Origin of the sequence: Nitrosomonas sp. (assembly GCF_040256045.1) — a bacterium.
In the GTDB taxonomy this organism is placed as follows: domain Bacteria; phylum Pseudomonadota; class Gammaproteobacteria; order Burkholderiales; family Nitrosomonadaceae; genus Nitrosomonas.
Genome location: NZ_JBDZWD010000037.1, coordinates 1 through 22,688, shown reverse-complemented (window position 1 = coordinate 22,688; position 22,688 = coordinate 1). Strand labels below are relative to the sequence as shown.

Genomic DNA, 22,688 nt, shown 5'->3' with positions numbered 1-22,688 from the left:
GACCAGGGTCAACAGCCTGGCTAAAGCTTAAGGGCTTATCCCGAACTCAGGTTAAGTATCAACTTTTTGATCAGCACAAATTCCCACACAATCAGCCTGACCAGTTATTCTACGGTAACCGATTTGGCAAGATTTCTGGGTTTATCGACATCGGTGCCTTTCTGTAAGGCTACATGGTAAGCCAGTAACTGTAATGGAATGGTATGCAGCACAGGGCTGAGTACACCGCCGTGTTCAGCCAGCCTGATGATATGAACTCCCTCGCTCTCCTCGATACGTGAATCCGCATCGGCAAAGACATACAACTCTCCTCCCCGTGCACGCACTTCGTGCAGATTAGATTTCAGTTTCTCCAACAGTGCGTCATTCGGTGCTATGGCAACTACCGGCATTCCACTGTCTACCAGCGCGAGAGGGCCGTGCTTGAGTTCACCCGCCGCATAGGCCTCGGCATGGATGTACGAAATTTCCTTGAGCTTCAACGCACCTTCCAGTGCGATGGGGTAATGTACACCGCGCCCCAGAAACAAAGCATGATGTTTCTGGGAAAAATCCCCGGCCCATTTCTTGATTTCTGGCTCACTACGTAACGCATGCTGTATCGCAACCGGTAAATGCCGCAATGCGGCAATCATTTTTTGTTCGTCTTCAACTGACAATCGACCACGTATCTTTGCAAGTACTGCTGTAAACAACAGCAGAACCGCCAATTGTGTAGTAAACGCTTTTGTGGAGGCAACCCCAATTTCAGGACCAGCGCGGGTCAAAAAGCGCAGATCCGTTTGTCTGACCAGAGCACTTTCCGGTACGTTGCAAATCGCCAGACTGTAGCGATGCCCTAATGACTTGGCATAACCAAGTGCGGCCAGAGTATCTGCAGTTTCACCGGATTGAGAAATACCAACGACCAGTGTGGCCGGATCGGCAATTGGATTACGATAACGATATTCACTGGCAATTTCGATACTACAAGGAAGCCTTGCAATTGTTTCCAGCCAGTATTTCGCAACCAGACCGGCATGATAGCTCGTCCCGCAAGCAAGTATCAAGATTCCCTGAGTCTGTGCAAGAATGCTTTGTGCCTCACTGCCAAATAATTGAGGGGATACCGATTGAGCATTCAACACCATTTCCAGGGTATTCGCCACAGCTACCGGCTGCTCAAAGATTTCTTTCTGCATGAAATGTGAATATGGCCCCAGCTCTACCGCATCGCGCGTCAGACTACTTTCAGTCACTTTGCGAGTGACTTCATAACCATTTACTGAATGCAGACAATTCAGAATCCGGTATCCATCACTGGATAGCTCTGCCACATCTCCTTCTTCAAGATACACGATTCTCTGCGTAATCTGCACCAGTGCAGAGGCATCAGAAGCAGCGTAAAGCCCATCATCATCTATTCCAAGCAAGAGTGGGGCTCCATTTCGGGCCACAATAATACGATCCTGACGCGATTCCTCCATCACAGCTATCGCATATGCACCTTCCAATTCATCAAGGGAACGACAGACCGCTTCCAGTAAATCATTGGTTTTATGGAGATGAAATGAAATCAGATGAGCAATCACTTCAGTATCGGTATCTGACAGAAACTCAAACCCATCCTGTTGTAAACGTTGCCGGAGAGTTTCGTGATTCTCGATAATGCCGTTATGTACAACGGCAATCTTTTTCTGATCACCTGAGAAATGAGGATGAGCATTACGTTCGGAAGGTACCCCATGCGTTGCCCAGCGAGTATGCGCAATACCGGTAAGTCCCGATGTTTTTCCGCTATCGACCAGTTTGCTCAGCTCGGAAACACGGCCCGTTGTCCGCAGTCTGCGCAACATACCATCTCCCACCACGATTCCAGCTGAATCATAGCCACGATACTCAAGCCTGGATAATCCTTCCAGTAAAAAAGGTACAACATCATTTTTTGCAATCGCACCCACAATACCGCACATAACCAGCCCTCTACTCAATCCTGTTATTCAAACAACCTCAGCTCCTGTCTTTCGTCGGCCGCTTCCAGTTAGCGATACTCGTTTGTCTGATCCGAGATAATGTCAGCTGACCTTCGGGCGTATTACGCGTAATTGTCGAGCCAGCACCAATCGTCGACCCCCTGGCCACCGTTACCGGAGCAACCAACTGTGTATCAGATCCGATGAATACATCATCCTCGATGATGGTCTGGTGTTTAAATGCCCCATCATAATTACACGTGATTGCACCGGCACCAATATTGACCCGGCTGCCCATTTCAGTATCACCTATATAACTGAGATGATTCACCTTACTCTCCGATGCAATATGGCTATTTTTGATCTCCACAAAATTTCCGACATGGACAGCATCATCAAGCTGTGTCCCTGGTCGGATACGGGCATAGGGGCCAATACGGCAATTTTTACCTACTTCTGTATCCTCTATCAGGCTAAATGGATGAACAACCGATTCGTCTGAGACAACCACATTCCGGAGTATGCAATTTGCATGGATTTTGACGTTATCACCTAAATGAACATTACCCTCAAATATGCAGTTAATGTCTATTTCAACATTATTTCCACAAACGAGCCTACCACGCACATCAAAGCGCGCCGGATCAGCAAGCATCACCCCCTGCTCCATAAGCCTGTTGGCGGTATCCTGTTGATGAGCACGTTCCAGGATAGATAACTGGATCTTGTCGTTTATACCGGATACTTCCCAATCAGATGCAGGATTGGAAGTTTCGATTGGAATTCCGGCATCCACAGCCATGGCAATGATATCAGTAAGGTAATACTCACCCTGGGTATTGGCATTACTCAGGTTATCGAGCCAGTTACCTAAACAGCCATTCGGGAGAACCATGATACCGGTATTGATTTCGCGAATTTTTTTCTGTGACTGAGAAGCATCTTTCTCTTCTACAATTGCCTGGATATGATTTGTTACAGGATCGCGCACGATTCGCCCGTAACCGGTCGGGTCATCCAATGCTACTGTCAACAAAACAAGATTATCTTCACGTGCTTTTTCAATCAAAGCCTTAAGTGTGTCGCTCTTTACCAGTGGCACATCGCCAAATAGAACTAGCGTCACACCTTGATTACTGAGATAAGGTAACGCCTGTTTTACAGCATGCCCAGTCCCAAGTTGCTGGGCCTGTTTTGCCCAGATGAGATCAGAATGATCACCAATAACCTGACGAACCAGCTCACCCTCATGCCCAAATACTATACATATTCTCTCCGGCGACAATGTACGGGCAGTATCCAAGACATGCGATAAAATTGGTTTTCCCGCCAGAGGATGCAGCACCTTGGGTAAAGATGAGCACATCCTCTTGCCCATTCCAGCCGCCAATATCACGACATCAACTTGTAACACGAGTTATTAACCTTCTTTTGAATTACTTTATTCGCCACTGCGCAAACAACTATTCTCTCTTTTATCTGCGAACCGCAAACTTGCTATCTCTTTCACACAATTACCACTGAAAACACATAATGATCTCAGTGTACAAAAAATAAGGTGGGTGAAATAACTAAGCTGGATAGTAAAAATACTTTAATCTTATAAAAAAAGGGCGATCGATAGTCGCCCTTTTTAACTAAGCCTGTATTACAAAATGGACCAAAGAAATTTAGTGGCCTCTCTTTCTCAGCTTCTGAATGGCTGCCAACTGTGCTGTTGCTTCAATCAGTTCAGCCTGTGCACGCGCATACTCAATCTCGGAAATCTTATTTTTCATGATCTCTTCTGCTTTCTGCTTGGCCTCTAAAGCCTTGGCTTCATCCAGATCTTTTCCACGTACTGCGGTATCTGCCAAAATTGTTACAACATCTGGCTGTACTTCGAGCATCCCGCCTGAAACATAAATTTCTTCATCATCCTGAAGGGGTGCTTTTACCCGGACCACACCGGACTTGATACGAGTCAGCATAGGTGTATGTTGAGGAAAAACTCCCACCTCACCCATCACTGCCGGAGCAACAATAAACTCTGCAGGGCCGGAATAAATTGATTCCTCTGCACTCACTATATCCAAGTGAAATATCGTACCCATCAATTATCTGTCAATTAATTTTATGTATTTATTGAATTGATTTGGCTTTCTCAAGCACTTCCTCAATACCACCTACCATATAAAAAGCCTGTTCAGGAATATCGTCATACTCACCACTAACAATACCCTTGAATCCCTTGATGGTTTCTTTCAGTGGTACATATTTACCCGGCGATCCGGTAAAGACTTCAGCAACGAAGAATGGCTGAGAAAGAAATCTTTGTATTTTACGAGCACGACTGACTGACAACTTATCCTCAGGAGACAGCTCATCCATACCCAGAATGGCAATGATATCGCGTAATTCTTTGTACCGCTGCAGTGTTTGCTGAACTTCACGTGCAGTATTGTAATGATCCTCACCAATGACCAATGGATCCAACTGACGTGAAGTCGAATCAAGCGGATCGACAGCCGGATAAATCCCAAGCGAAGCGATATCCCTGGATAGTACCACTGTAGCATCAAGGTGACCGAATGTCGTTGCAGGTGATGGGTCAGTCAAGTCATCTGCCGGAACATACACGGCCTGAATGGATGTAATCGATCCAGCCTTGGAAGAAGTAATCCTTTCTTGCAGCCGCCCCATTTCTTCTGCAAGTGTTGGCTGATACCCTACTGCCGACGGCATACGCCCTAACAATGCAGAAACTTCGGTACCTGCCAGAGTATAACGATAAATATTATCTACAAAGAACAATACATCACGCCCTTCGTCACGAAATGCCTCAGCCATCGTCAAACCAGTAAGTGCCACACGTAAACGATTACCAGGCGGCTCATTCATCTGACCATAAACCAAAGCTACCTTATCCAGTACGTTAGAGTCTTTCATTTCGTGGTAAAAATCATTACCCTCACGCGTCCTTTCACCCACACCTGCAAAAACCGAGTAACCACTATGCTCGATTGCGATATTACGGATAAGCTCCATCATATTTACGGTTTTACCTACACCAGCACCACCGAAAAGTCCGATCTTTCCCCCTTTCGCAAATGGACAAACCAGATCAATCACCTTAATCCCGGTTTCCAATAACTCCGTTGATGCTGACAGCTCATCAAAAGCAGGAGCAGACCGATGAATAGGCATTAAGGAATTCGCTCCGATTTCTCCCATTTCATCTATGGGTCTGCCAAGGACATCCATAATACGCCCAAGTGTCTTAGTACCCACCGGAACTGAAATTTGTTTTTGGGTATTAGTAACCATCATTCCACGCCGCAGACCATCGGATGACCCAAGAGCAATAGTCCTGACGACTCCATCTCCGAGCTGTTGCTGTACTTCCAGCGTCAACTCCGATCCTTCCATTACCAGGGCATCATATACTTTTGGTATTTCTCCCGGTGTAAATTCCACGTCGATTACTGCGCCAATGCACTGAACGATCTTTCCTTGATGGCTCATCACTTTTCCCTAAATACGAATTTATAATACTTAAACAGCAGCAGCACCGCCCACAATTTCTGACAATTCTTTGGTAATGGCCGCCTGACGAGATTTGTTATAAATAAGCGTCAATTCATCAATCAGGTTACCTGCATTATCAGATGCCGCTTTCATTGCAACCATCCTTGCCGATTGTTCCGAAGCCATATTCTCGGCAACTGCCTGGTATACAAGTGCCTCTATATACCTGACCATGATGTCGTCGATAACCGGTTTTGCCTCGGGCTCATAAATATAATCCCACGGTGCACGAGCAGGTTTGACTTCACCTTCCACGCCACCGATATGATTATCAGTCAAAGGGAGAAGCTGTTCCATAACCGGCATTTGCTTCATTGTATTAATAAAGCGGTTATAGAAAATATATACACGATCCAACCGATCTTCCGTATATGCATCCAAGACCACCTTGACTGCACCAATCAACCTTTCCATATTAGGTGTATCACCCAAGCCGGTTACTTGTGAGATTACCTGAACACCCAAGCGACTCATAAACCCCAGACCCTTGTTACCTATGCAGCAAGCCTCTACATGGCTACCTTCGGTTTCCCACGTTCGAATTTCATTGAGTGCTCTACGCAGCACATTTGTGTTTAACCCACCACACAAACCTTTATCCGAAGTTACAACAATAATTCCTACTCTTTTAACAGAGTCACGACTTATCAAAAAAGGATGACGATATTCAACACTTGCATTACTCATATGTGCAGCCACGTTGCGTATCTTCTCGCCGTAAGGACGTGCTTTCTTCATACGATCCTGTGCCTTCCTCATTTTGGAAGCTGCAACCATTTCCATGGCGCGGGTAATCTTTTGCGTATTTTTAACGCTTTTGATTTTATTGCGTATCTCTCTGCTGCTGGGCATAGGTTAATATGTTCCGTTTTGCTTGAATTCCTGAATAGCTGCTTCTAACGCTTTTTCTGTTTCTGCATCAAGCTCTTTGCTGATTTCAATCTTATCCAGTATTGCACCATGATGGCCGCGAATATAACTTTTCAATGCCGATTCAAAAGCAAGTGCGCGCTTTATATCAACATCATCAAAATAACCCTTGTTCAATGCAAACAGTGTCAATGCCATCTCTGAAACTTTCAGCGTCGCGTACTGGCTTTGTTTCATTAACTCCGTAGCCATTTTTCCACGCTCCAACTGCTTGCGTGTAGCTTCATCGAGATCAGAAGCAAATTGTGCAAAAGCAGCAAGTTCACGGTATTGAGCCAGGGCCAAACGAATCCCACCACCTAATTTCTTGATCACCTTGGTTTGTGCTGCACCACCCACCCGAGATACAGAAATACCAGCATTGATTGCCGGGCGTATCCCTGCATTAAACAAGTCAGATTCCAGGAATATCTGCCCATCCGTAATTGAAATAACATTGGTTGGCACAAATGCCGTTACGTCACCCGCTTGTGTTTCAATGATAGGTAAAGCGGTCAGCGATCCGGTTTTTCCTTTTACCTTTCCACCCGTTGCTTTCTCAACATAATCGGCATTGACTCTGGCCGCTCTTTCCAGCAAACGAGAGTGAAGATAAAAAACATCCCCTGGATAAGCTTCACGACCCGGTGGACGACGCAACAACAGAGAAATCTGGCGGTAAGCCCATGCCTGCTTGGTCAAATCATCATAAACAATGAGTGCATCCTGTCCTTTATCACGAAAATATTCACCCATAGTACAACCGGAATAGGGTGCAATATATTGCATAGCTGCTGATTCAGAAGCAGAAGCAACCACGACAATCGTATATGCCATGGCACCCACTTCCTCAAGCTTCCTTACGACGTTTGCAATCGATGATGCTTTCTGACCGATTGCCACATAGATACAAATTACATCTTCACCCTTCTGATTGATGATCGCATCAATTGCTACTGCCGTCTTACCAGTTTGACGATCCCCAATGATCAGTTCACGCTGCCCTCTTCCAATCGGAACCATGGAATCAACTGATTTCAGACCTGTTTGTACCGGCTGATCCACCGATTTACGCCATACGACACCAGGAGCTATTTTTTCTATCGGCTCTGTCCCCTCAGCAGCGATAGGCCCTTTACCATCTATCGGCTGCCCCAAAGCATTGACAACACGGCCTAATAACGCCTCACCTACGGGAACTTCGAGAATTCTACCGGTACATTTAACGATATCTCCTTCTTTAAGATGCTCGTATGCACCCAAGATAACCGCACCAACTGAATCACGCTCCAGATTGAGTGCCAAGCCAAATGTCCCACCCGGAAATTCCAGCATTTCACCCTGCATTACATCGGAAAGACCATGCACACGAACGATACCATCGGTCAGTGATACAATGGTTCCCTGCGTACGAAATTCCGATGTAACGGAAAGGCCCTCAATTTTACTTTTGATTAATTCACTGATTTCTGATGGATTTAACTGCATTTTTTATAACTCCTAGCTTTTGAGCGCCGTCGCCATGGCTTCCAGCTTTCCGTGTACAGAACTATCGACTACCTGATCACCAATTTTAATTCTTACACCACCAATGAGCTCGCTATCAACACTTACTTCTGCTTTAACTTTCCGCCGAAACTTTGCTTCAAGAATTGAAACAAGCTTTTCCAGCTGACCAGAGTCAAGTGGGAATGCTGACACTACTTCAGCTTCCAATATACTTTCATGCTGCGCTTTAAACTGTTCAAACAATTCATGGATCTGCGGCAATATCAGCAATCGTTGATTATCAATCAATAACGATACCAATCGCTTGCCATCCTCATTCAGTTTTTTACCACATGCGCTGAAAATAATTTCACGCAACTTTGCTGAAGAAATTTGTGGATTACTGATCAGTTCTCTTATCTGAGGCTCCTGAACGATTGAACTAACAGCATCAAGTATCTCTGACCAGGAAAACAGAGATCCATTTTCCCGAGCAAGCTTGAAAACTGCCTCCGCGTATGGTCGTGCAATTGTTATCGCTTCAGCCATTTATTTTAACTCTGCCTCTATTGATGCCAGCAAATCCGCATGAACCTTGGCATTTACTTCTCGACGAAGAATTTTTGACGCACCTTGTACCGCCAATCCCGCTACCTGCTGACGCAGAGATTCACGTGCACTGAAGGTTTCATGCTGAATTTCCGCCTTGGCTCCTGCTATAATTTTTTCTCCTTCAATTCGGGCATTCTGCTTGGCTTCTTCTATGATATCTAAAGCTCTTTTCTCCGCCTGAATAACGATCTCACTCGCACGTTGCTTAGCTTCCTTCAGCACTTCGGACGAACGCTGACTGGCAAGCTCCAATTCTTTTTTACCACGCTCACCAGCCGCCAAGCCATCTGCTATTTTCTGCTGACGCTCTTCTATCGCACGTAGCAGATACGGCCATACAAACTTGACGGTGAACCATATAAATATAGAAAAGGCTATTGCTTGCGAGACCAATGTGAAATTTATATTCATAACAACCCTTTATTCATTCACCTCGGTAACAAATTCAATAGACTACTTACTGAATAACAGCCAATAGCGGATTACCAAACGCAAACAACATCGCCAGACCCACAGCGATAATGAATGAAGCATCGGTCAGCCCCAGAAGCAAAAATACCTTACCTTGCAGAGTCGGAATCATTTCAGGCTGACGAGCTGCACCTTCCAGAAATCTACCGCACATCACACCTACACCAATACAAGCACCTGCAGCACCCAGACCGATCATCAGACCGATACCGATCCCTGTATATGCCTGAATCATTGCAAGAAATTGAGCGTTTTCCATATTTTTTCCTCTAGTTCAAGTTGATAACAAAAATCTTATTAATCAATGCGATTCATGAGCCATTGAAAGGTAAACTACCGCCAACATCATAAAAATAAATGCCTGCAAAACTACAATCAATATATGAAATATCGCCCAACCAGCACCAAGTATGGCGCCAAAAAATGTACCGGTTACGCCTGTCGCTGCCCACATTCCCAACAGCATAAAAATAATTTCACCAGCGTACATGTTTCCGAACAACCGTAACGAATGTGACAACGGCTTCGAAATATACTCAATCACATTAAGTAACAGATTAAAAGGCCATAACAACGGATTTTTACCAAAGGGAGTACATACCAGCTCTGTAACCCACCCCCCCAATCCTTTAACTTTGATAGCAAAATAAATGGTCAGTATCCAAATAGACAATGCCAGCGCAAAGGTTGTATTGACATCAGCAGTTGGCACACTTCTCCAATTATGGAGTCCAAAAATATGCTCATAAATCCATGCCATGATGTCGATAGGCAGAAAATCCATAGCATTCAACAGAAGAACCCAGACAAATATAGTCAATGCTGCGGGAGCCACGAATGCATGACGATCCCCATGAAACGTCGTCTTCACCTGGTCATCAATAAATTCGATCAGCAACTCAACAAATGCCTGTGTTTTACTAGGAACTCCTGATGTGGCTTTTCTGACAACCATCCAAATCAAGCCCAGACTGACCACTCCAAGTAACAATGACATGATCAGCGTATCGGTGTGCAACACCCAAAAAGAACCATCACCCACACTAGTTGTGTGATTTGTCAGATGGTGCTGTATATATGTTGTAGGATTTAATTCAACTTCTGAAGACATTTATTTACCTTTACACGCTGGACCAGAGCGCTTTTTATTTAACTTTATTATTTAATTTCTCAGGTACAAACACCGCCATGCTCGATATCAATACAGCAACAACAAATGAACCAATAAACATGACAGGCTGCAAATCCTTGAATACTGCGAACACAACCCAAAGCGACATTATGATTATGAATATTTTTACAGCTTCAGCACGCAAAGCAGTACGCAAAGTTCCACTTGCTGAATAACCGCTGTGTCTCGATACTAAAACCGCATACGCCACACCAGCGATCGCACTGATAATCGCGCCGAGAAACCCTGAAATCGCAGCATTCACTCCTGAAAGCAGGCCACACAAAATGGCCGCCAGTACTGCAAACACTAGCTGCCAGAATATGACGATCTTTAATGGCCTGCTTTTAATCGGGAACATCCACTCCAACGGGCATAGCAAGAAGAAACGCCCAACAAAAAGTGCGGCGATTCTACCTTGATCACCTTACCTAGTCAATCAATGCAAAAGGACAATCTCATTTTTGACTCACGGCTTTCATTCCGGCCTTCCGGAATCCCCGGATTAGTAATATTTCTGTGCACTCAAGTATACTTTCTCAACTGGTATATTATGTTTAACACCTTCTCCCTCGGAAACTATCTATTTTTTGAAGTTTATCCGCTGATCAAGTAAAATTATGCGGCCTGTTGTATTCAGGCACCTCCAAAAAAAGGCCGTTATGCAACCGTAGTCATGACATACGTGTGTGCACATTTGTTAACCCTTGCCTTACTTACTTAGTGATAAGAAGGCTTTACCTATAAGGAAATCATGAGGCATTACGAAATCGTATTTATTGTCCACCCTGATCAGAGTGAGCAAGTAGCTGCGATGACTGAGCGCTATAGCAATGTCGTCATAGGCAGATCTGGAAAAATTCACAGACTGGAGGATTGGGGACGCAGACAGTTGACCTATCCTATACAAAAGTTGCATAAAGCACATTATGTGCTGATGAATATCGAGTGCGACCAGGAATCCCTGAATGAGTTGGAACACAGCTTTAAGTTTAACGACGCTATCCTTCGCCATCTCGTCATTCGTATGAATGGCCCGGTCACAACACCTTCTCCGATGATACAGGAAGGCAAATCAAGACCACTCCCTTCCAATCCGGATGACGATAATGAAAATACCGCTTCAGCCAAAGCAAAAATGACTGATTCTCATGGCGAAGGTGCCCGAACCACCGAAGAAAGTGATCCCAAACCCTGATCCGGAATCATCGATCAACCGGAATCAGGTAATTATCAGTGGAATAATCACCGATCTGGCTTCGCCTCGTTATACACCTGCCGGCCTCATGATTGCCGAATTCAAGCTAAGTCATTGTTCAAATCAGCAGGAAGCAGGTATTCAACGTAGAATCGAGTTTGAATTTGAAGCGATCGCCATAGCAGAAACCGCGGAAAAAATTATTTGTATAGGATCTGGCAGTAACGTCGAAATTACTGGTTTCATTGCTAAAAAAAACCGTTTGAGCAATCGGCTGGTTCTACATGTACGTAACACCCGGATCATCTGAAAAATAAAATACCAGACACGCACTAGTGGAGAAAGAATATGAGATTCTCAAGAAACAAAGATGCAGACAAAAGGATGAAAGACCGGATGGCAAACCGGCCTCTTTTCAAACGCAAGAAATTTTGCCGTTTTACTGCTGAAGGAATCAAGCATATTGATTATAAAGATATCGATTTGCTGAAAGATTTTGTCAGTGAAAACGGCAGGATCATTCCAGCCAGGATTACCGGCACACGTGCATACTATCAGCGGCAGCTGAACCTTGCCATTGAGCGTGCCCGCTTTCTTGCGCTGCTACCTTATACTGATCAGCACTAAGCAACCAGGAGAGACAACATGCAAGTAATTTTGTTGGAAAAAATCGCCAAATTGGGCTCACTGGGCAGTATCGTAAATGTCAAACCGGGCTATGCCCGCAACTATTTGATCCCCCAAGGAAAAGCCAGAAGAGTAACTGAGAAGGTCATCGCTGAATTTGAAGCACAACGTGCGGAACTGGAGAAAAAACAATCTGATATTTTAGCGGTTGCCAGTGCACAAGCAGCCAGATTGGATGGCTTACTCGTTCAGATTACCCAGAAAGCGGGAGTAGACGGCAAGCTTTTTGGTTCGGTTACCAGTACAAATATCACTGAGGAATTACGCAAGCAGGATTTTCCGGTTGAAAAAACCATGATTCGCATGCCTGAAGGACAAATCAAGCAAGTAGGTGATTATACAGTCACTGTTGTACTCCACAGCGAAGTATCGGCACATATTACCGTATCAGTACTGGGCGAAACGACAATCTGATATCTGGAGTGAAGATCAACCAGAAAAAGGACTGTTTCCGGTCCTTTTTTTGTTTCTGTATCAAAATGGTACCATCCCAACTTTGCTCTTAGTCCTTAATCGCTCCCATGAACCAGCTCACCAGCGGATTTATCCAGAACCTTGCTGAGGATAATATCTATAAACTTCCGCCACACTCTATCGAGGCTGAACAATCCGTCCTGGGCGGACTCATGCTGGATAATCAGGCTTGGGATAAAGTGGCAGATATCATCATCGAAAGTGACTTTTATCGTCAGGATCATCAACTCATTTATCAGTACATCTCCCGGCTCATAGAACAGAACAAACCGGCAGATGTGATCACTGTTGCCGAATCTCTCGAGAATGCCGCCCAACTGCAACATGCAGGAGGATTAGCCTATATTGGTGCCATTGCACAAAATACTCCATCTGCAGCCAACATTCGCCGGTACGCAGAAATTGTCCGGGAACGCTCGATCATGCGCAAGCTGGCACAAGTCAGTACGCAAATCACTGACTCAGCCTATAACCCCGCAGGCCGCTCAGCAGGGGATCTGCTGGATGAAGCAGAAAGTAGAATATTTGAAATTGCAGAACAAAGTGCACACGGCAAACAGGGATTCGTCGATATCCAGCCACTGTTGAAACAGGTAGTGGAGCGAATCGAAGTACTCTATAACCGTAGCAATCCTAGTGATATCACTGGTATCCCTTCCGGTTTCAATGACCTCGACCAGAAAACCTCCGGCTTCCAGTCCGGCGATCTGATCATCGTTGCCGGACGGCCTTCAATGGGGAAAACAGCCTTTGCTCTCAATATCGGGGAGCATGTCGCACTGGAAACTGACAAACCGGTAGCCGTGTTCAGCATGGAAATGGGAGGTGTGCAGCTTGCCATGCGTATGCTGGGGTCTATTGGTCGGCTGGATCAGCACAAAATGCGTACCGGCCAACTGAATGATGATGATTGGCCGAGGCTCACCCATGCACTGGGTAAACTGAATGATGCACCGATATTCATCGATGAAAGCGCAGGATTAAACTCTCTGGAATTGCGTGCCCGAGCCCGGCGTTTGTACCGGCAGCATGAAGGGCTGGGGCTCATCATTATCGACTACCTGCAACTGATGTCAGCAACCTCACCCGGCAATGAAAACCGTGCTGCTGAAATCTCGGAAATTTCACGCTCGCTGAAAGCACTGGCAAAAGAACTGCAGGTCCCCGTAATCGCTTTGTCACAATTGAACCGCGGCCTCGAACAACGCCCCAACAAACGCCCGATCATGTCCGATTTACGTGAATCGGGAGCCATCGAACAGGATGCCGATGTAATCTTGTTTATTTACCGGGATGAAGTCTACAACCCGGATACTCCAGACAAAGGTATCGCAGAAATCATCATAGGAAAGCAGCGTAACGGGCCGATTGGTAAGGTCGATCTCACCTTTCTGGGAGAATTTACCAGATTCGAAAACTGTGCTCGTACTGCTGATTATTATTGAGATAATTCACCCGATTGCGTACCCAAACCATCAGTTTATATCCATACGGCGGTATTGAATGGCTTCCGCCACATGTTTTCCCAGAACGGGCTCACTCTCTGACAAATCTGCAATGGTTCGAGCCAGTTTCAGTATCCTGTGATAAGCCCGTGCTGAAATATTCAGGCGAGTCATGGCCCGTTCCAGCATACCTTTACCCTCTCTATCCAGATTACTGAATTTTTCTGTATCCTGCGCCCCCAACTCCGCATTGGATACATTTTGACGATCCAATTGACGCTGGCGAGCAGCAGTCGTCCTTGTCCGGATAGCAGCGCTCGGTTCACCCGACCCCGGGCGCAGCAAATCCTCCTTCGGCAAAGCTGGCACCTCAATCTGAATATCGATACGATCCAGCAGCGGGCCGGATATCCTGCCACGATAGCGCACCACCTGATCAGGCGTACAGCGACACTTCCCTTCATAATGTCCCAGATAACCGCAGGGACAAGGATTCATTGCAGCAATGAGCTGGAATCTGGCCGGAAAATCTGCGCGCTGCGCAGCACGTGAAATAGTAATGTGACCGGATTCGAGTGGTTCACGCAGCACTTCCAGCACGCGCCGGTCAAATTCAGGCAGCTCATCGAGAAACAACACACCATGCATTGCCAGTGAAATCTCACCCGGGCGTGGAATGCCCCCTCCACCTACCAGTGCTGCTGCAGAGGCTGTATGATGCGGTGCCCGGAAAGGGCGACGCTTCCAGTCAGTCAAATTGAATCTGCCGCTGCCCAAAGATTGAATAGCAGCCGATTCAAGCGCCTCCTGCCCCGTCATGGGCGGCAGAATACCCGGTATACGCCGCGCCAGCATGGATTTCCCGGTACCTGGCGGCCCGATCATCAGCACACTGTGACCACCTGCTGCCGCAATCTCCAACGCACGTTTTGCCTGCATCTGGCCTTTGACCTCTCCCATATCCGGGTAGCTGTTATCTGCAGCCTCCTCATGGGCCGGCTCGGTACTGTAGGGTTCCCATATTGCCTGGCCGGTCAAATGAGCACACAACTGCAACAATGAAGTAGCGGGATAAATCCTCGCCTCCTGAACCAGCGCTGCTTCGCCGGCATTCTGCTCCGGCAGCACGAAACCGCGACCCGAACGGGATGCGCTGTAGGTCATAGCCAACGCACCACGGACGGGACGCAACCGACCATCGAGCGATAATTCCCCCGCCCATTCGTACTGGTCCAGCCTGTCTGCAGGAATCTGCCCACTGGCAGCCAATATACCCAAAGCAATCGGCAGATCAAAACGCCCGCTTTCCTTGGGTAAATCAGCGGGAGCAAGATTGACGGTAATCCGCCGCGCAGGAAACTTGAAACGTCCGTTTAGTATGGCAGCGTGTACTCTGTCCTTACTCTCTCTGACTTCTGTCTCGGGGAGACCAACGATGGTAAATTTTGGAAGGCCGTTGGAAAGATGCACTTCAACGGTAACCAGAGGCGCATCCATGCCACATAATGCACGGCTGTACAGAATGGCCAGTGACATGGAGAAAATCGATTACTCAAACAAAATACAAGTATTGCTTATCAGCAACTTACGTAACTTGGCACCTGTCACTGCCCGTTATGGCTATATCCACAACCGGCATCCCCGGTTTCATTCGATGAAAGCACCTCTACCGGTTGCTGTAATTGTTGTTCCAGTTTGCGTACTTTTTCTTCCAGTTCAGCCAATTTGATACGTGTACGCTTAATGACTTCCTGCTGCACATCGAATTCTTCACGTGTAACCAGATCCAGCCGCGCAAAAGCACCTGTCAGCATGGCACGCATGTTTTTCTCGACATCTCTGGCCGGGCTGCTGGCCAGAATTTCATTCACCTTACTACCGATTTCATTTAGCACATTTTTATCCAGCATTTCCTCTCTCCATTAAAATTTCAAAGTCTTATCATCGGCTTCCGGATAAAATCTCATATTTTCACTCAACAGGCAAACACAAATCAGCAGCTTCCGTTTCAATCGGTAACCAATATAAAAGCTGCATCCTCTATCCCAATCAATCACCAATCACTTTCGATGGATCGTCTGCAACTTCTGGAATACTGGCTGAAAGCCTTTTACCCCGATCAGCCCTTCACTTTGTCGCCTGCCTCAGCAGATGCCAGTTTTCGCCGTTATTTTCGCGTATCTCTTCCCGGAAAAACACTGATCGTGATGGACGCTCCACCACAGCAGGAAGACTGCCGGCCGTTCTTGCATGCAGCCAGCATTTTTTCCCATGCATCCATTCACGTACCCGACATCGTCGCACAAGATCTGGATCAAGGTTTTCTGCTGCTGTCCGACCTCGGGGCTACCACTTATCTGCAGGCACTGACCGCGGCAACCAAAAATGCCAGCCAGCTTTATCAGGATGCGATCGATACATTGATCAAAATACAAAGTGTCAGCCAGAAAAATATATTCCCCGAGTACGACCGGGCATTGCTTTCCCGCGAACTGGAATTTTTTCCTGACTGGTACATGACACGACATCTGCACACCCCGCCGGATGATGATCAGAGAAATACACTAAAAACCGTTTTCGACCTGATCCTCGACAACACTCTTGCACAACCGCAGGTGTTCGTCCACCGCGACTATCATAGCCGCAACCTGATGGTATCCACTCCCAATCCGGGAGTCATCGATTTTCAGGATGCCGTTCTGGGCCCGATCACCTATGATCTGGTATCCCTGCTCAAGGATGCCTATATACAATGGGAAGAAGCACAGGTACTGGACTGGACGATCCGTTACTGGGAAAAAGCACGCCATGCCGGACTGCCGGTTGCAACCGATTTCTCGATTTTCTACCGGGATTTCGAGTGGATGGGAGTACAGCGGCATCTCAAGGTGCTGGGAATCTTTGCCCGGCTTTGCTACCGCGATAACAAACCCGCCTACCTGCAGGATATGCCGATCGTCATGCACCATCTGCGACAAACCTGCAAACGCTACAATGAACTCCATCCGTTGAGCCGGTTGCTGGATCGACTGGAGGACAGGCAACCTGAAACCGGCTACACATTCTGACTGAATCCATTACGAATGTTCAAAGTCATGATACTGGCTGCAGGCAAGGGAGAGCGCATGCGGCCGCTCACCGATACCTGCCCCAAGCCGTTGCTACGGGCCGGCGGAAAAATGTTGATCGAATACCATCTGGAAAAACTGGCGCATGCAGGTTTCACCAATGTGGTCATCAACCATGCCTACCTCGGCAATATGATCGAAACTGCACTGCAGGACGGCAAGCACTATGGCATCCATATCCACTATTCACCCGAATCCCTTGTACTGGAAACCGCAGGCGGGATTGCCAACGCATTACCACTGCTTACCAACTCCGATAAAAACCAGCCTTTTGCAGTCATCAACGCCGACATTTTCTGTGACATGGATTTTTCTATCCTGCAGCCGCTTATGCAGCAGATGCAATCGAATCTCGGAAAAACACTGGCTCATCTGATTCTGGTAGACAATCCCCCACATCACCCCGAAGGGGATTTTTTTCTGCATGGCGATACCGGCGAGCTGGTTGAATCAGCTCGCCCTAATTGCCAAAAACTCACTTTCAGTGGCATCGGAATCTATCACCCTGCATTGTTCGCAGATGTTCCACCCAATCAAGCGGTAAAACTGGCGCCATTGTTGAGACAAGCTATTTCAGCCGAAAAAGCTACCGGCTCACATTCTCCAGGTGTATGGCTGGACATCGGCACCCCTGAACGCCTGCAACAGCTTGATATCAGGCTCAACCGTTCGGGCCGGCACCTGTAAATCCGGTAGTTTCTTCATAAATATAGGTGGAATCATCTGGTTACTGCTGATTTATGCCAAAAACAGGAATAAAAATATTCCTGCTCATCTACAGGGTTCGGACCCTAAAAACTGATAGATAACACCATCGATAAAAACTTTACTACTTCATTGATATATACCGCTAAAATAAGTATGACTCTCTCATCACCCGATAAACGGTATGACCAATCACCTCATTTCCTGCAATTTGCACGACTACATCGAAGTAGCCTGTATGTATAGCTATCAGGTCAGGTTGATTTTGAAAGATCAGTCAACCGTGGAAGGCAAGGCAAAGGATATTCTGACCGATGCGGAGAAGCGGGAATTTTTGCTGCTCGAAACCAATTCCGGATCGCAGCAGGTCGAATTGATTTCGCTCGACAGGTTGCAAGTACTGACACCCGGTGCACGGTTCAGTGAAGTCGTATTTTCAGACACCTGCGAACCCTGAACTCATTTCAATCAAAAGAAGATCAGAAACAGGCAGCACCAGTAAGGATATGCTGCCTTTTCCACTCGGAATGACGAGATCAGCGTCTGCCGTCGTACCACATCGGCAATTTTTTTTTGTTGCGTAATGTCCCGAGCGGAGACAACACCAGGCGCAGAAACTGCCCAACGATTTCCCATCCACTATACAACCGCGTCTTCCTTGACGAAGTTTCGAGCGGATGGGCGTTCAGAATCGCAAACTTGAGTTTGCGCTTACGCCCGTATTTTTTCAGTTTCTGGCTCAGATCGATTTCTTCCGCGGCATACAGTGTCAGATCAAATCCACCTACTTCCCTGAACGCTGCCGCATTACACACTATCAGTGCACCCGCAGCCCAACCGAGCTGGACTGACAAAAATGTCCATATTCGCAGCAACATTTCCGCCCACCAGGGCTGGCCCGGCATATAGAGCGTGCTGCCTGCACCTATGTGCCTGCCCTGCCTGATCAACTCAAAAATATCTCCTACCAGACCGGCATTCAGCAGGCAATCCGCATCCATGAATACCAGCCAGTCTCCCCGGGCTGCCTCGGCGCCAGCGGTTCTGGCCCGCGCAATATGATTGACCGGCTCGAACACGACCCGTGCTCCAGCCTGTTTGGCCAGTTGCGCGGTTGCATCAGTAGAGTTGTTATCCACCACAATGATTTCACTGATATAACCATACGATCGATTGGCTGCCACTGCATCGGCAACCGAACGCAGACACCGCTCTATCAGTTGTGCTTCATTGAAGGCCGGAATAATGAAAGAAATATACATATGACCTGTTTCGATTGGATACCCGAATAATTCGGGGCTATCAGTTTACCATCCCTCTTTCGGGAGTTGCGAATACGTAGCCGGGCCAGGTATGAATCCTGACGATACGCCTTATATACCGCTGCTTTGGCATACGGACACGGCTTATTGCAGTTGTTATACTTTTTCAACCACTTGCGCCATAGTCTTTCTGATATCGCTTCACAAGCTTCAAACCGCTGAACATTACAGGATACTGTAATGTTATTTACGGGGAGGAAATGAGCTCGGAGAGCTCCATCATCTTGCATTAAAGCCCACTAAAAAATATAATCGAGAACGATTCGCATTAATACTAAAAAGTTTCTATATCAGGCCAACCCAATCATGTCAGCACCTAATCCTCCCACTCAAGCAATCGAAGTTCTCTATAGCGATCACCATACCTGGTTACGGAACTGGCTGCGCAAGCGGTTGGGCAGTGCTTTCGATGCCGCAGATCTCGCACATGATACCTATGTACGCATCATGGTATCGGGTAATATCCCTCCGCTGGATCAATCACGGCGCTATCTGACCCAGATTGCGAATGGTCTGGTCATCGATCTGTATCGCCGCCGTCAAATCGAAATCGCTTATCTGGAGGCAATCAAACTGCTACCGGAACCGGAAATACCATCAGAAGAAGTTCGTGCGCTGGCGATAGAAGCACTGATCGAAATCGATACCATCCTGCATAATCTACCCGACAAAGTACGAACAGCGTTGCTGCTTTGCAAGCTCGACGGATTAAGCTATCGGGAAATCGCGGAACAGCTCCATGTTTCTTTATCGTCAGTCGAGAAATATATCGCTACCGGTCTGCAGGCTTGTTATCAGGCTTTGTATGAGTCGCAAAACTGACGAAACACCCTCAGCCTCACAATCACAGATCAGTTCGTCTGTCATCGATTCTCCTATCGATCCCGCTATCGTTCAACGGGCTTCCGAGTGGATGGCCCGTTTATGGTCGGGCGAAGCCAGCGATGACGATAAGGCAGCCTGCGAACAATGGCGTGCTCTGCACCCTGATCACGAACGAGCATGGAATCGTTTGCAGCTCATGGAAGACAAGTTACATGGCATACCCCGTGAAATTGCGCGCCACGCCCTGCGTGAACCGGCTGTCACGGCGTATACCACGCGACGTCAGGCATTGAAGCTGCTGGGGTTGATCACTGTGGCCGGTGGTGCGATGTATCAGGTACGTGAAAGCGATACCTGGGAATTTGCTTTCTCCGATTACAGCACTCAGACCGGTGAAATTCGTGAGATCGCACTGGTCGATGGCACTCATATCATTCTCAATACCGCCACGGCCATCGATGTGTATTTTGATAATCAAGAACGCCGCATCATTCTGCGGTCAGGCGAGATACTGATCACAACCGCCCCGGATTACGCAACAGCCTACCGTCCATTCCGTGTCCAAAGTCGCCAAGGCATGATAGAAGCGCTCGGTACCCGCTTCATTGTACGGCAGGATGCTGATGTCTCCCGCGTCACTGTATTTGAAGGAGCCGTCGGGATCCATCCTGAACATGCCATCGATACTGCCGTCCGGGTAGATGCTGGACAGCACACTACTTTCTCCGTTAAACAGGTGATGTCACCCATTACCGTGCAAGAAAGCGCTGCCGCTTGGTCCAGAGGTGTGCTGGTGGCAGAAAATATGCGTATCGCAGATTTTCTCGCTGAACTGAGTCGCTATCGATCCGGCCTGCTGCGCTGTGATTCCGCCGTCTCCGACCTGCGAGTGACTGGCGTATTCCCGTTGCATGACACGGATCGCGCATTACTCAATCTCACACTTGGTCTGCCCGTCCGGGTAGTCTATCGCACGCGCTACTGGGTAACAGTCCAGGCGCAGTAGCTGTTTAGCAGCTTGCAAGGTCCAAGTAGATCTTGGAGGATCGCTGATCAGTAACAGTATACCGGCAGGCACACTGGCATTGCTCTAGCATAGCAGGACATACTGGGTGTGCTGTCGCGTAAAGCAGAGCCAACCAGAGAATCGGGCGCAAATAAAGTCTTGCTGGTTGCCCTGCCTCCGACCAGGTTGAGTTGTGAGAGAGCGCCGAACTGCCACAGCACCCTCTCAAAGCAAGACTCAGAACTTGAGATGGCCCTTCATTAGAGCGTGGTGTCCGGGAAAGGAGCAGAAGAACTCGTAGTCCTCACCGCTTTTCAGTTTGCTGGTCTCAAAAGTCACTGAATCCTCCTCCCCACCACCCAGCAGTTTGGTGTGTGCAATAACCCTCGAATCATCGGCCTTGAGATAACCATCGCCCGCTCCCGCCGCAATCGCATCCTTACTAACGGCCTCGACGTCAGCGGTTTTGCTCAATACCCAGTTGTGCCCCATGGATGCCACGGGAAGTTTTCCCACGTGCTTGAGATGCACTGTAAATTCCTGACAACTTTGATCGACAGTGATTTCAGACGTGTTGTACTGCATGGCGTCGTTGGCTTCGACAGTAGTTTCACAGTCCGCGGCAGCGGCTGATCCAACCAGGGCAACGGAAACAATCAGAATGGCGCTTCTAAACAGATTCTTAGTCATAAAAAAACTCCTTATAAAGTTAAGGTTTGATAAAAAACGACGGGGTTGTTCAAATGACAATCAGCTGTTCCACCCTCTTGGCGTGAACCGCTGCCATCGAGAGAACAATTTGACATAAAAATCCTCTCCCAGATATAACTGGCAGAGGGCAAAACGGCACATCCCCCGTGCCCCGGAGAACACTATCGAATGTTTCCACCGGTCTCGATGAGAACTCAGGCAATCTGCGATGCGCATGTCATGCAGATCATTTGCTCGTCATCGGTATCTATGATCCGCAATTGTGAAAATAATTCATCTTGGATGCCAAGAGCACAAATGCAAATACGAATACAAACGAGTCTCATTGTGTATAAGAAGAGTCCACAATCAAGTGCACACACTTCATGCTTCGGCGTGCTGCCTCGTAAAAACCCAAGACGACTCTGATTTCTATCCCTCTCCTCTTTGTCCAAAATATGTCTGTTCCAGACGGAAGCCCAAGTATAGGAAGATGGCAGTCAATAAATTATTACCACGGCTACATAAAATCCCTGTTATTGCGAGTCATACAGCAACACCGCAATTCGGAAAATACCGTAACAATGAACAGATGGTACTTTGTATTGAGGGTTTTACCTTTTCGTTCGGAAGACATGATGAGTACCTCAAAAAGATCTTCCCAACAAAAAGGATCCAATCATGGCATGCAGCAAAAAACAGAAGCGGATTCCTCCGCCATTCATCTCCCAAACCGGCCACCGCACTTATCTGTTTCTATCGACCGCGACTGCCACCGCAGTCCGAGCAGTACTCCTGATAGGGCTGACATTTAGCGCCCTGGCTGTCACGACACCTCTAGTGTCTGCACAATCTGCCGATCAGGGTACCGCTGAACCAAAACGCGCTTATAAATTACCTTCCGGCCCACTGGAGCAGGCGCTGACCCGCTTTGCCAGCACAGCAGGAATAGAATTATCGGTGGATTCAGCGCTGATTCAGGGAAAAACCACGAAAGGTCTGACTGGCAGCTTTACCGTGCAAGAAGGATTTGCCCAG

25 protein-coding genes and 1 pseudogene are annotated in these 22,688 nt (G+C 47.4%); 11 read left to right on the top strand and 15 right to left on the bottom strand.

The genetic code is table 11. The annotated features are described in order from the left end of the window. Nucleotides 1–104: 104 nt before the first annotated feature. From glmS to ABUL11_RS07940, 11 genes are all read right to left on the bottom strand, one after another. On the bottom strand, nucleotides 105–1,952 hold the full coding sequence (glmS, locus tag ABUL11_RS07990) for a glutamine--fructose-6-phosphate transaminase (isomerizing) (protein WP_350283337.1): 1,848 nt from the start codon (nucleotides 1,950–1,952) through the stop codon (nucleotides 105–107). A 37-nt stretch (nucleotides 1,953–1,989) separates the two neighbouring features. Further along, on the bottom strand, nucleotides 1,990–3,366 hold the full coding sequence (gene glmU / locus ABUL11_RS07985; protein WP_350283336.1) for a bifunctional UDP-N-acetylglucosamine diphosphorylase/glucosamine-1-phosphate N-acetyltransferase GlmU: 1,377 nt from the start codon (nucleotides 3,364–3,366) through the stop codon (nucleotides 1,990–1,992). Nucleotides 3,367–3,622: 256 nt separating this feature from the next. Then, on the bottom strand, nucleotides 3,623–4,045 hold the full coding sequence (locus ABUL11_RS07980) for a F0F1 ATP synthase subunit epsilon (protein WP_350283335.1): 423 nt from the start codon (nucleotides 4,043–4,045) through the stop codon (nucleotides 3,623–3,625). Between the two features lie 28 nt (nucleotides 4,046–4,073). Next, complete coding sequence (gene atpD / locus ABUL11_RS07975) at nucleotides 4,074–5,456, bottom strand: F0F1 ATP synthase subunit beta (protein ID WP_350283334.1); 1,383 nt, start codon at nucleotides 5,454–5,456, stop codon at nucleotides 4,074–4,076. 30 nt (nucleotides 5,457–5,486) lie between these two features. Beyond that, nucleotides 5,487–6,371: a F0F1 ATP synthase subunit gamma gene (gene atpG, locus ABUL11_RS07970; protein WP_350283333.1), complete on the bottom strand. Its 885-nt coding sequence runs from the start codon at nucleotides 6,369–6,371 to the stop codon at nucleotides 5,487–5,489. A 3-nt stretch (nucleotides 6,372–6,374) separates the two neighbouring features. Next, nucleotides 6,375–7,916: a F0F1 ATP synthase subunit alpha gene (gene atpA, locus ABUL11_RS07965; RefSeq protein ID WP_350283332.1), complete on the bottom strand. Its 1,542-nt coding sequence runs from the start codon at nucleotides 7,914–7,916 to the stop codon at nucleotides 6,375–6,377. Nucleotides 7,917–7,928: 12 nt separating this feature from the next. Next, a complete protein-coding gene (locus ABUL11_RS07960; RefSeq protein WP_350283331.1) occupies nucleotides 7,929–8,465 on the bottom strand; it encodes a F0F1 ATP synthase subunit delta in 537 nt (178 codons plus the stop codon). Continuing rightward, nucleotides 8,466–8,939: a F0F1 ATP synthase subunit B gene (locus ABUL11_RS07955; RefSeq protein ID WP_350283330.1), complete on the bottom strand. Its 474-nt coding sequence runs from the start codon at nucleotides 8,937–8,939 to the stop codon at nucleotides 8,466–8,468. A gap of 46 nt (nucleotides 8,940–8,985) precedes the next feature. Continuing rightward, nucleotides 8,986–9,258, bottom strand: a complete 273-nt coding sequence (gene atpE, locus ABUL11_RS07950; RefSeq protein WP_011110846.1) for a F0F1 ATP synthase subunit C — start codon at nucleotides 9,256–9,258, stop codon at nucleotides 8,986–8,988. Between the two features lie 42 nt (nucleotides 9,259–9,300). Next, nucleotides 9,301–10,110: a F0F1 ATP synthase subunit A gene (atpB, locus tag ABUL11_RS07945; RefSeq protein WP_350283329.1), complete on the bottom strand. Its 810-nt coding sequence runs from the start codon at nucleotides 10,108–10,110 to the stop codon at nucleotides 9,301–9,303. Nucleotides 10,111–10,144: 34 nt separating this feature from the next. Beyond that, nucleotides 10,145–10,531, bottom strand: a complete 387-nt coding sequence (locus ABUL11_RS07940) for an ATP synthase subunit I (protein WP_350283328.1) — start codon at nucleotides 10,529–10,531, stop codon at nucleotides 10,145–10,147. Between the two features lie 393 nt (nucleotides 10,532–10,924). Here ABUL11_RS07940 and rpsF point away from each other — a divergent pair, with 393 nt between their 5' ends. The 5 genes from rpsF (at nucleotide 10,925) to dnaB (ending at nucleotide 13,974) form a co-directional block, all read left to right on the top strand. Then, nucleotides 10,925–11,368 (top strand): 30S ribosomal protein S6, encoded by a 444-nt coding sequence (rpsF, locus tag ABUL11_RS07935; RefSeq protein ID WP_350283327.1) that lies wholly within the window; start codon nucleotides 10,925–10,927, stop codon nucleotides 11,366–11,368. Continuing rightward, nucleotides 11,352–11,678, top strand: a complete 327-nt coding sequence (priB, locus tag ABUL11_RS07930; protein WP_350283326.1) for a primosomal replication protein N — start codon at nucleotides 11,352–11,354, stop codon at nucleotides 11,676–11,678. Before rpsF ends, priB begins: the two co-directional genes overlap by 17 nt. A gap of 38 nt (nucleotides 11,679–11,716) precedes the next feature. Continuing rightward, complete coding sequence (gene rpsR, locus ABUL11_RS07925; protein ID WP_011110841.1) at nucleotides 11,717–11,995, top strand: 30S ribosomal protein S18; 279 nt, start codon at nucleotides 11,717–11,719, stop codon at nucleotides 11,993–11,995. A gap of 18 nt (nucleotides 11,996–12,013) precedes the next feature. After that, the gene (gene rplI, locus ABUL11_RS07920) at nucleotides 12,014–12,469 is read left to right on the top strand and encodes a 50S ribosomal protein L9 (protein ID WP_350283325.1); all 456 of its coding nucleotides are present in this window, start codon (nucleotides 12,014–12,016) and stop codon (nucleotides 12,467–12,469) included. A 107-nt stretch (nucleotides 12,470–12,576) separates the two neighbouring features. Beyond that, nucleotides 12,577–13,974, top strand: a complete 1,398-nt coding sequence (dnaB, locus tag ABUL11_RS07915; RefSeq protein WP_350283324.1) for a replicative DNA helicase — start codon at nucleotides 12,577–12,579, stop codon at nucleotides 13,972–13,974. Between the two features lie 30 nt (nucleotides 13,975–14,004). Here the strand turns inward: dnaB and ABUL11_RS07910 are convergent, their stop codons facing one another. Beyond that, nucleotides 14,005–15,510 (bottom strand): YifB family Mg chelatase-like AAA ATPase, encoded by a 1,506-nt coding sequence (locus ABUL11_RS07910; protein WP_350283323.1) that lies wholly within the window; start codon nucleotides 15,508–15,510, stop codon nucleotides 14,005–14,007. Nucleotides 15,511–15,578: 68 nt separating this feature from the next. Next, nucleotides 15,579–15,884: an accessory factor UbiK family protein gene (locus tag ABUL11_RS07905; RefSeq protein ID WP_350283322.1), complete on the bottom strand. Its 306-nt coding sequence runs from the start codon at nucleotides 15,882–15,884 to the stop codon at nucleotides 15,579–15,581. A 159-nt stretch (nucleotides 15,885–16,043) separates the two neighbouring features. On the opposite strand from ABUL11_RS07905, the gene ABUL11_RS07900 reads away from it, so the two are divergent. The 3 genes from ABUL11_RS07900 (at nucleotide 16,044) to ABUL11_RS07890 (ending at nucleotide 18,264) form a co-directional block, all read left to right on the top strand. Next, nucleotides 16,044–17,042 (top strand): aminoglycoside phosphotransferase family protein, encoded by a 999-nt coding sequence (locus ABUL11_RS07900; protein ID WP_350283321.1) that lies wholly within the window; start codon nucleotides 16,044–16,046, stop codon nucleotides 17,040–17,042. 27 nt (nucleotides 17,043–17,069) lie between these two features. Then, nucleotides 17,070–17,789: an N-acetylmuramate alpha-1-phosphate uridylyltransferase MurU gene (murU, locus tag ABUL11_RS07895; RefSeq protein ID WP_350283320.1), complete on the top strand. Its 720-nt coding sequence runs from the start codon at nucleotides 17,070–17,072 to the stop codon at nucleotides 17,787–17,789. A 202-nt stretch (nucleotides 17,790–17,991) separates the two neighbouring features. Then, the gene (locus ABUL11_RS07890; protein WP_350283319.1) at nucleotides 17,992–18,264 is read left to right on the top strand and encodes a Rho-binding antiterminator; all 273 of its coding nucleotides are present in this window, start codon (nucleotides 17,992–17,994) and stop codon (nucleotides 18,262–18,264) included. A gap of 79 nt (nucleotides 18,265–18,343) precedes the next feature. On the opposite strand, the gene ABUL11_RS07885 is transcribed toward ABUL11_RS07890, so the two are convergent. Beyond that, a complete protein-coding gene (locus ABUL11_RS07885) occupies nucleotides 18,344–19,069 on the bottom strand; it encodes a glycosyltransferase (RefSeq protein WP_350283318.1) in 726 nt (241 codons plus the stop codon). Between the two features lie 366 nt (nucleotides 19,070–19,435). Here ABUL11_RS07885 and ABUL11_RS07880 point away from each other — a divergent pair, with 366 nt between their 5' ends. Together ABUL11_RS07880 and ABUL11_RS07875 are read left to right on the top strand one after the other, a co-directional pair. After that, the gene (locus tag ABUL11_RS07880; RefSeq protein ID WP_350283317.1) at nucleotides 19,436–19,951 is read left to right on the top strand and encodes a sigma-70 family RNA polymerase sigma factor; all 516 of its coding nucleotides are present in this window, start codon (nucleotides 19,436–19,438) and stop codon (nucleotides 19,949–19,951) included. Further along, nucleotides 19,935–20,960, top strand: a complete 1,026-nt coding sequence (locus ABUL11_RS07875) for a FecR domain-containing protein (RefSeq protein ID WP_350283316.1) — start codon at nucleotides 19,935–19,937, stop codon at nucleotides 20,958–20,960. The genes ABUL11_RS07880 and ABUL11_RS07875 overlap by 17 nt, the downstream gene beginning before the upstream one ends. Nucleotides 20,961–21,197: 237 nt before the next feature. Here the strand turns inward: ABUL11_RS07875 and azu are convergent, their stop codons facing one another. Then, on the bottom strand, nucleotides 21,198–21,650 hold the full coding sequence (gene azu / locus ABUL11_RS07870) for an azurin (RefSeq protein ID WP_350283315.1): 453 nt from the start codon (nucleotides 21,648–21,650) through the stop codon (nucleotides 21,198–21,200). Nucleotides 21,651–22,331: 681 nt separating this feature from the next. Between azu and ABUL11_RS07865 the strand changes: the two are divergent. After that, a pseudogene (locus ABUL11_RS07865) lies at nucleotides 22,332–22,688 on the top strand (hypothetical protein); the annotation flags it as partial.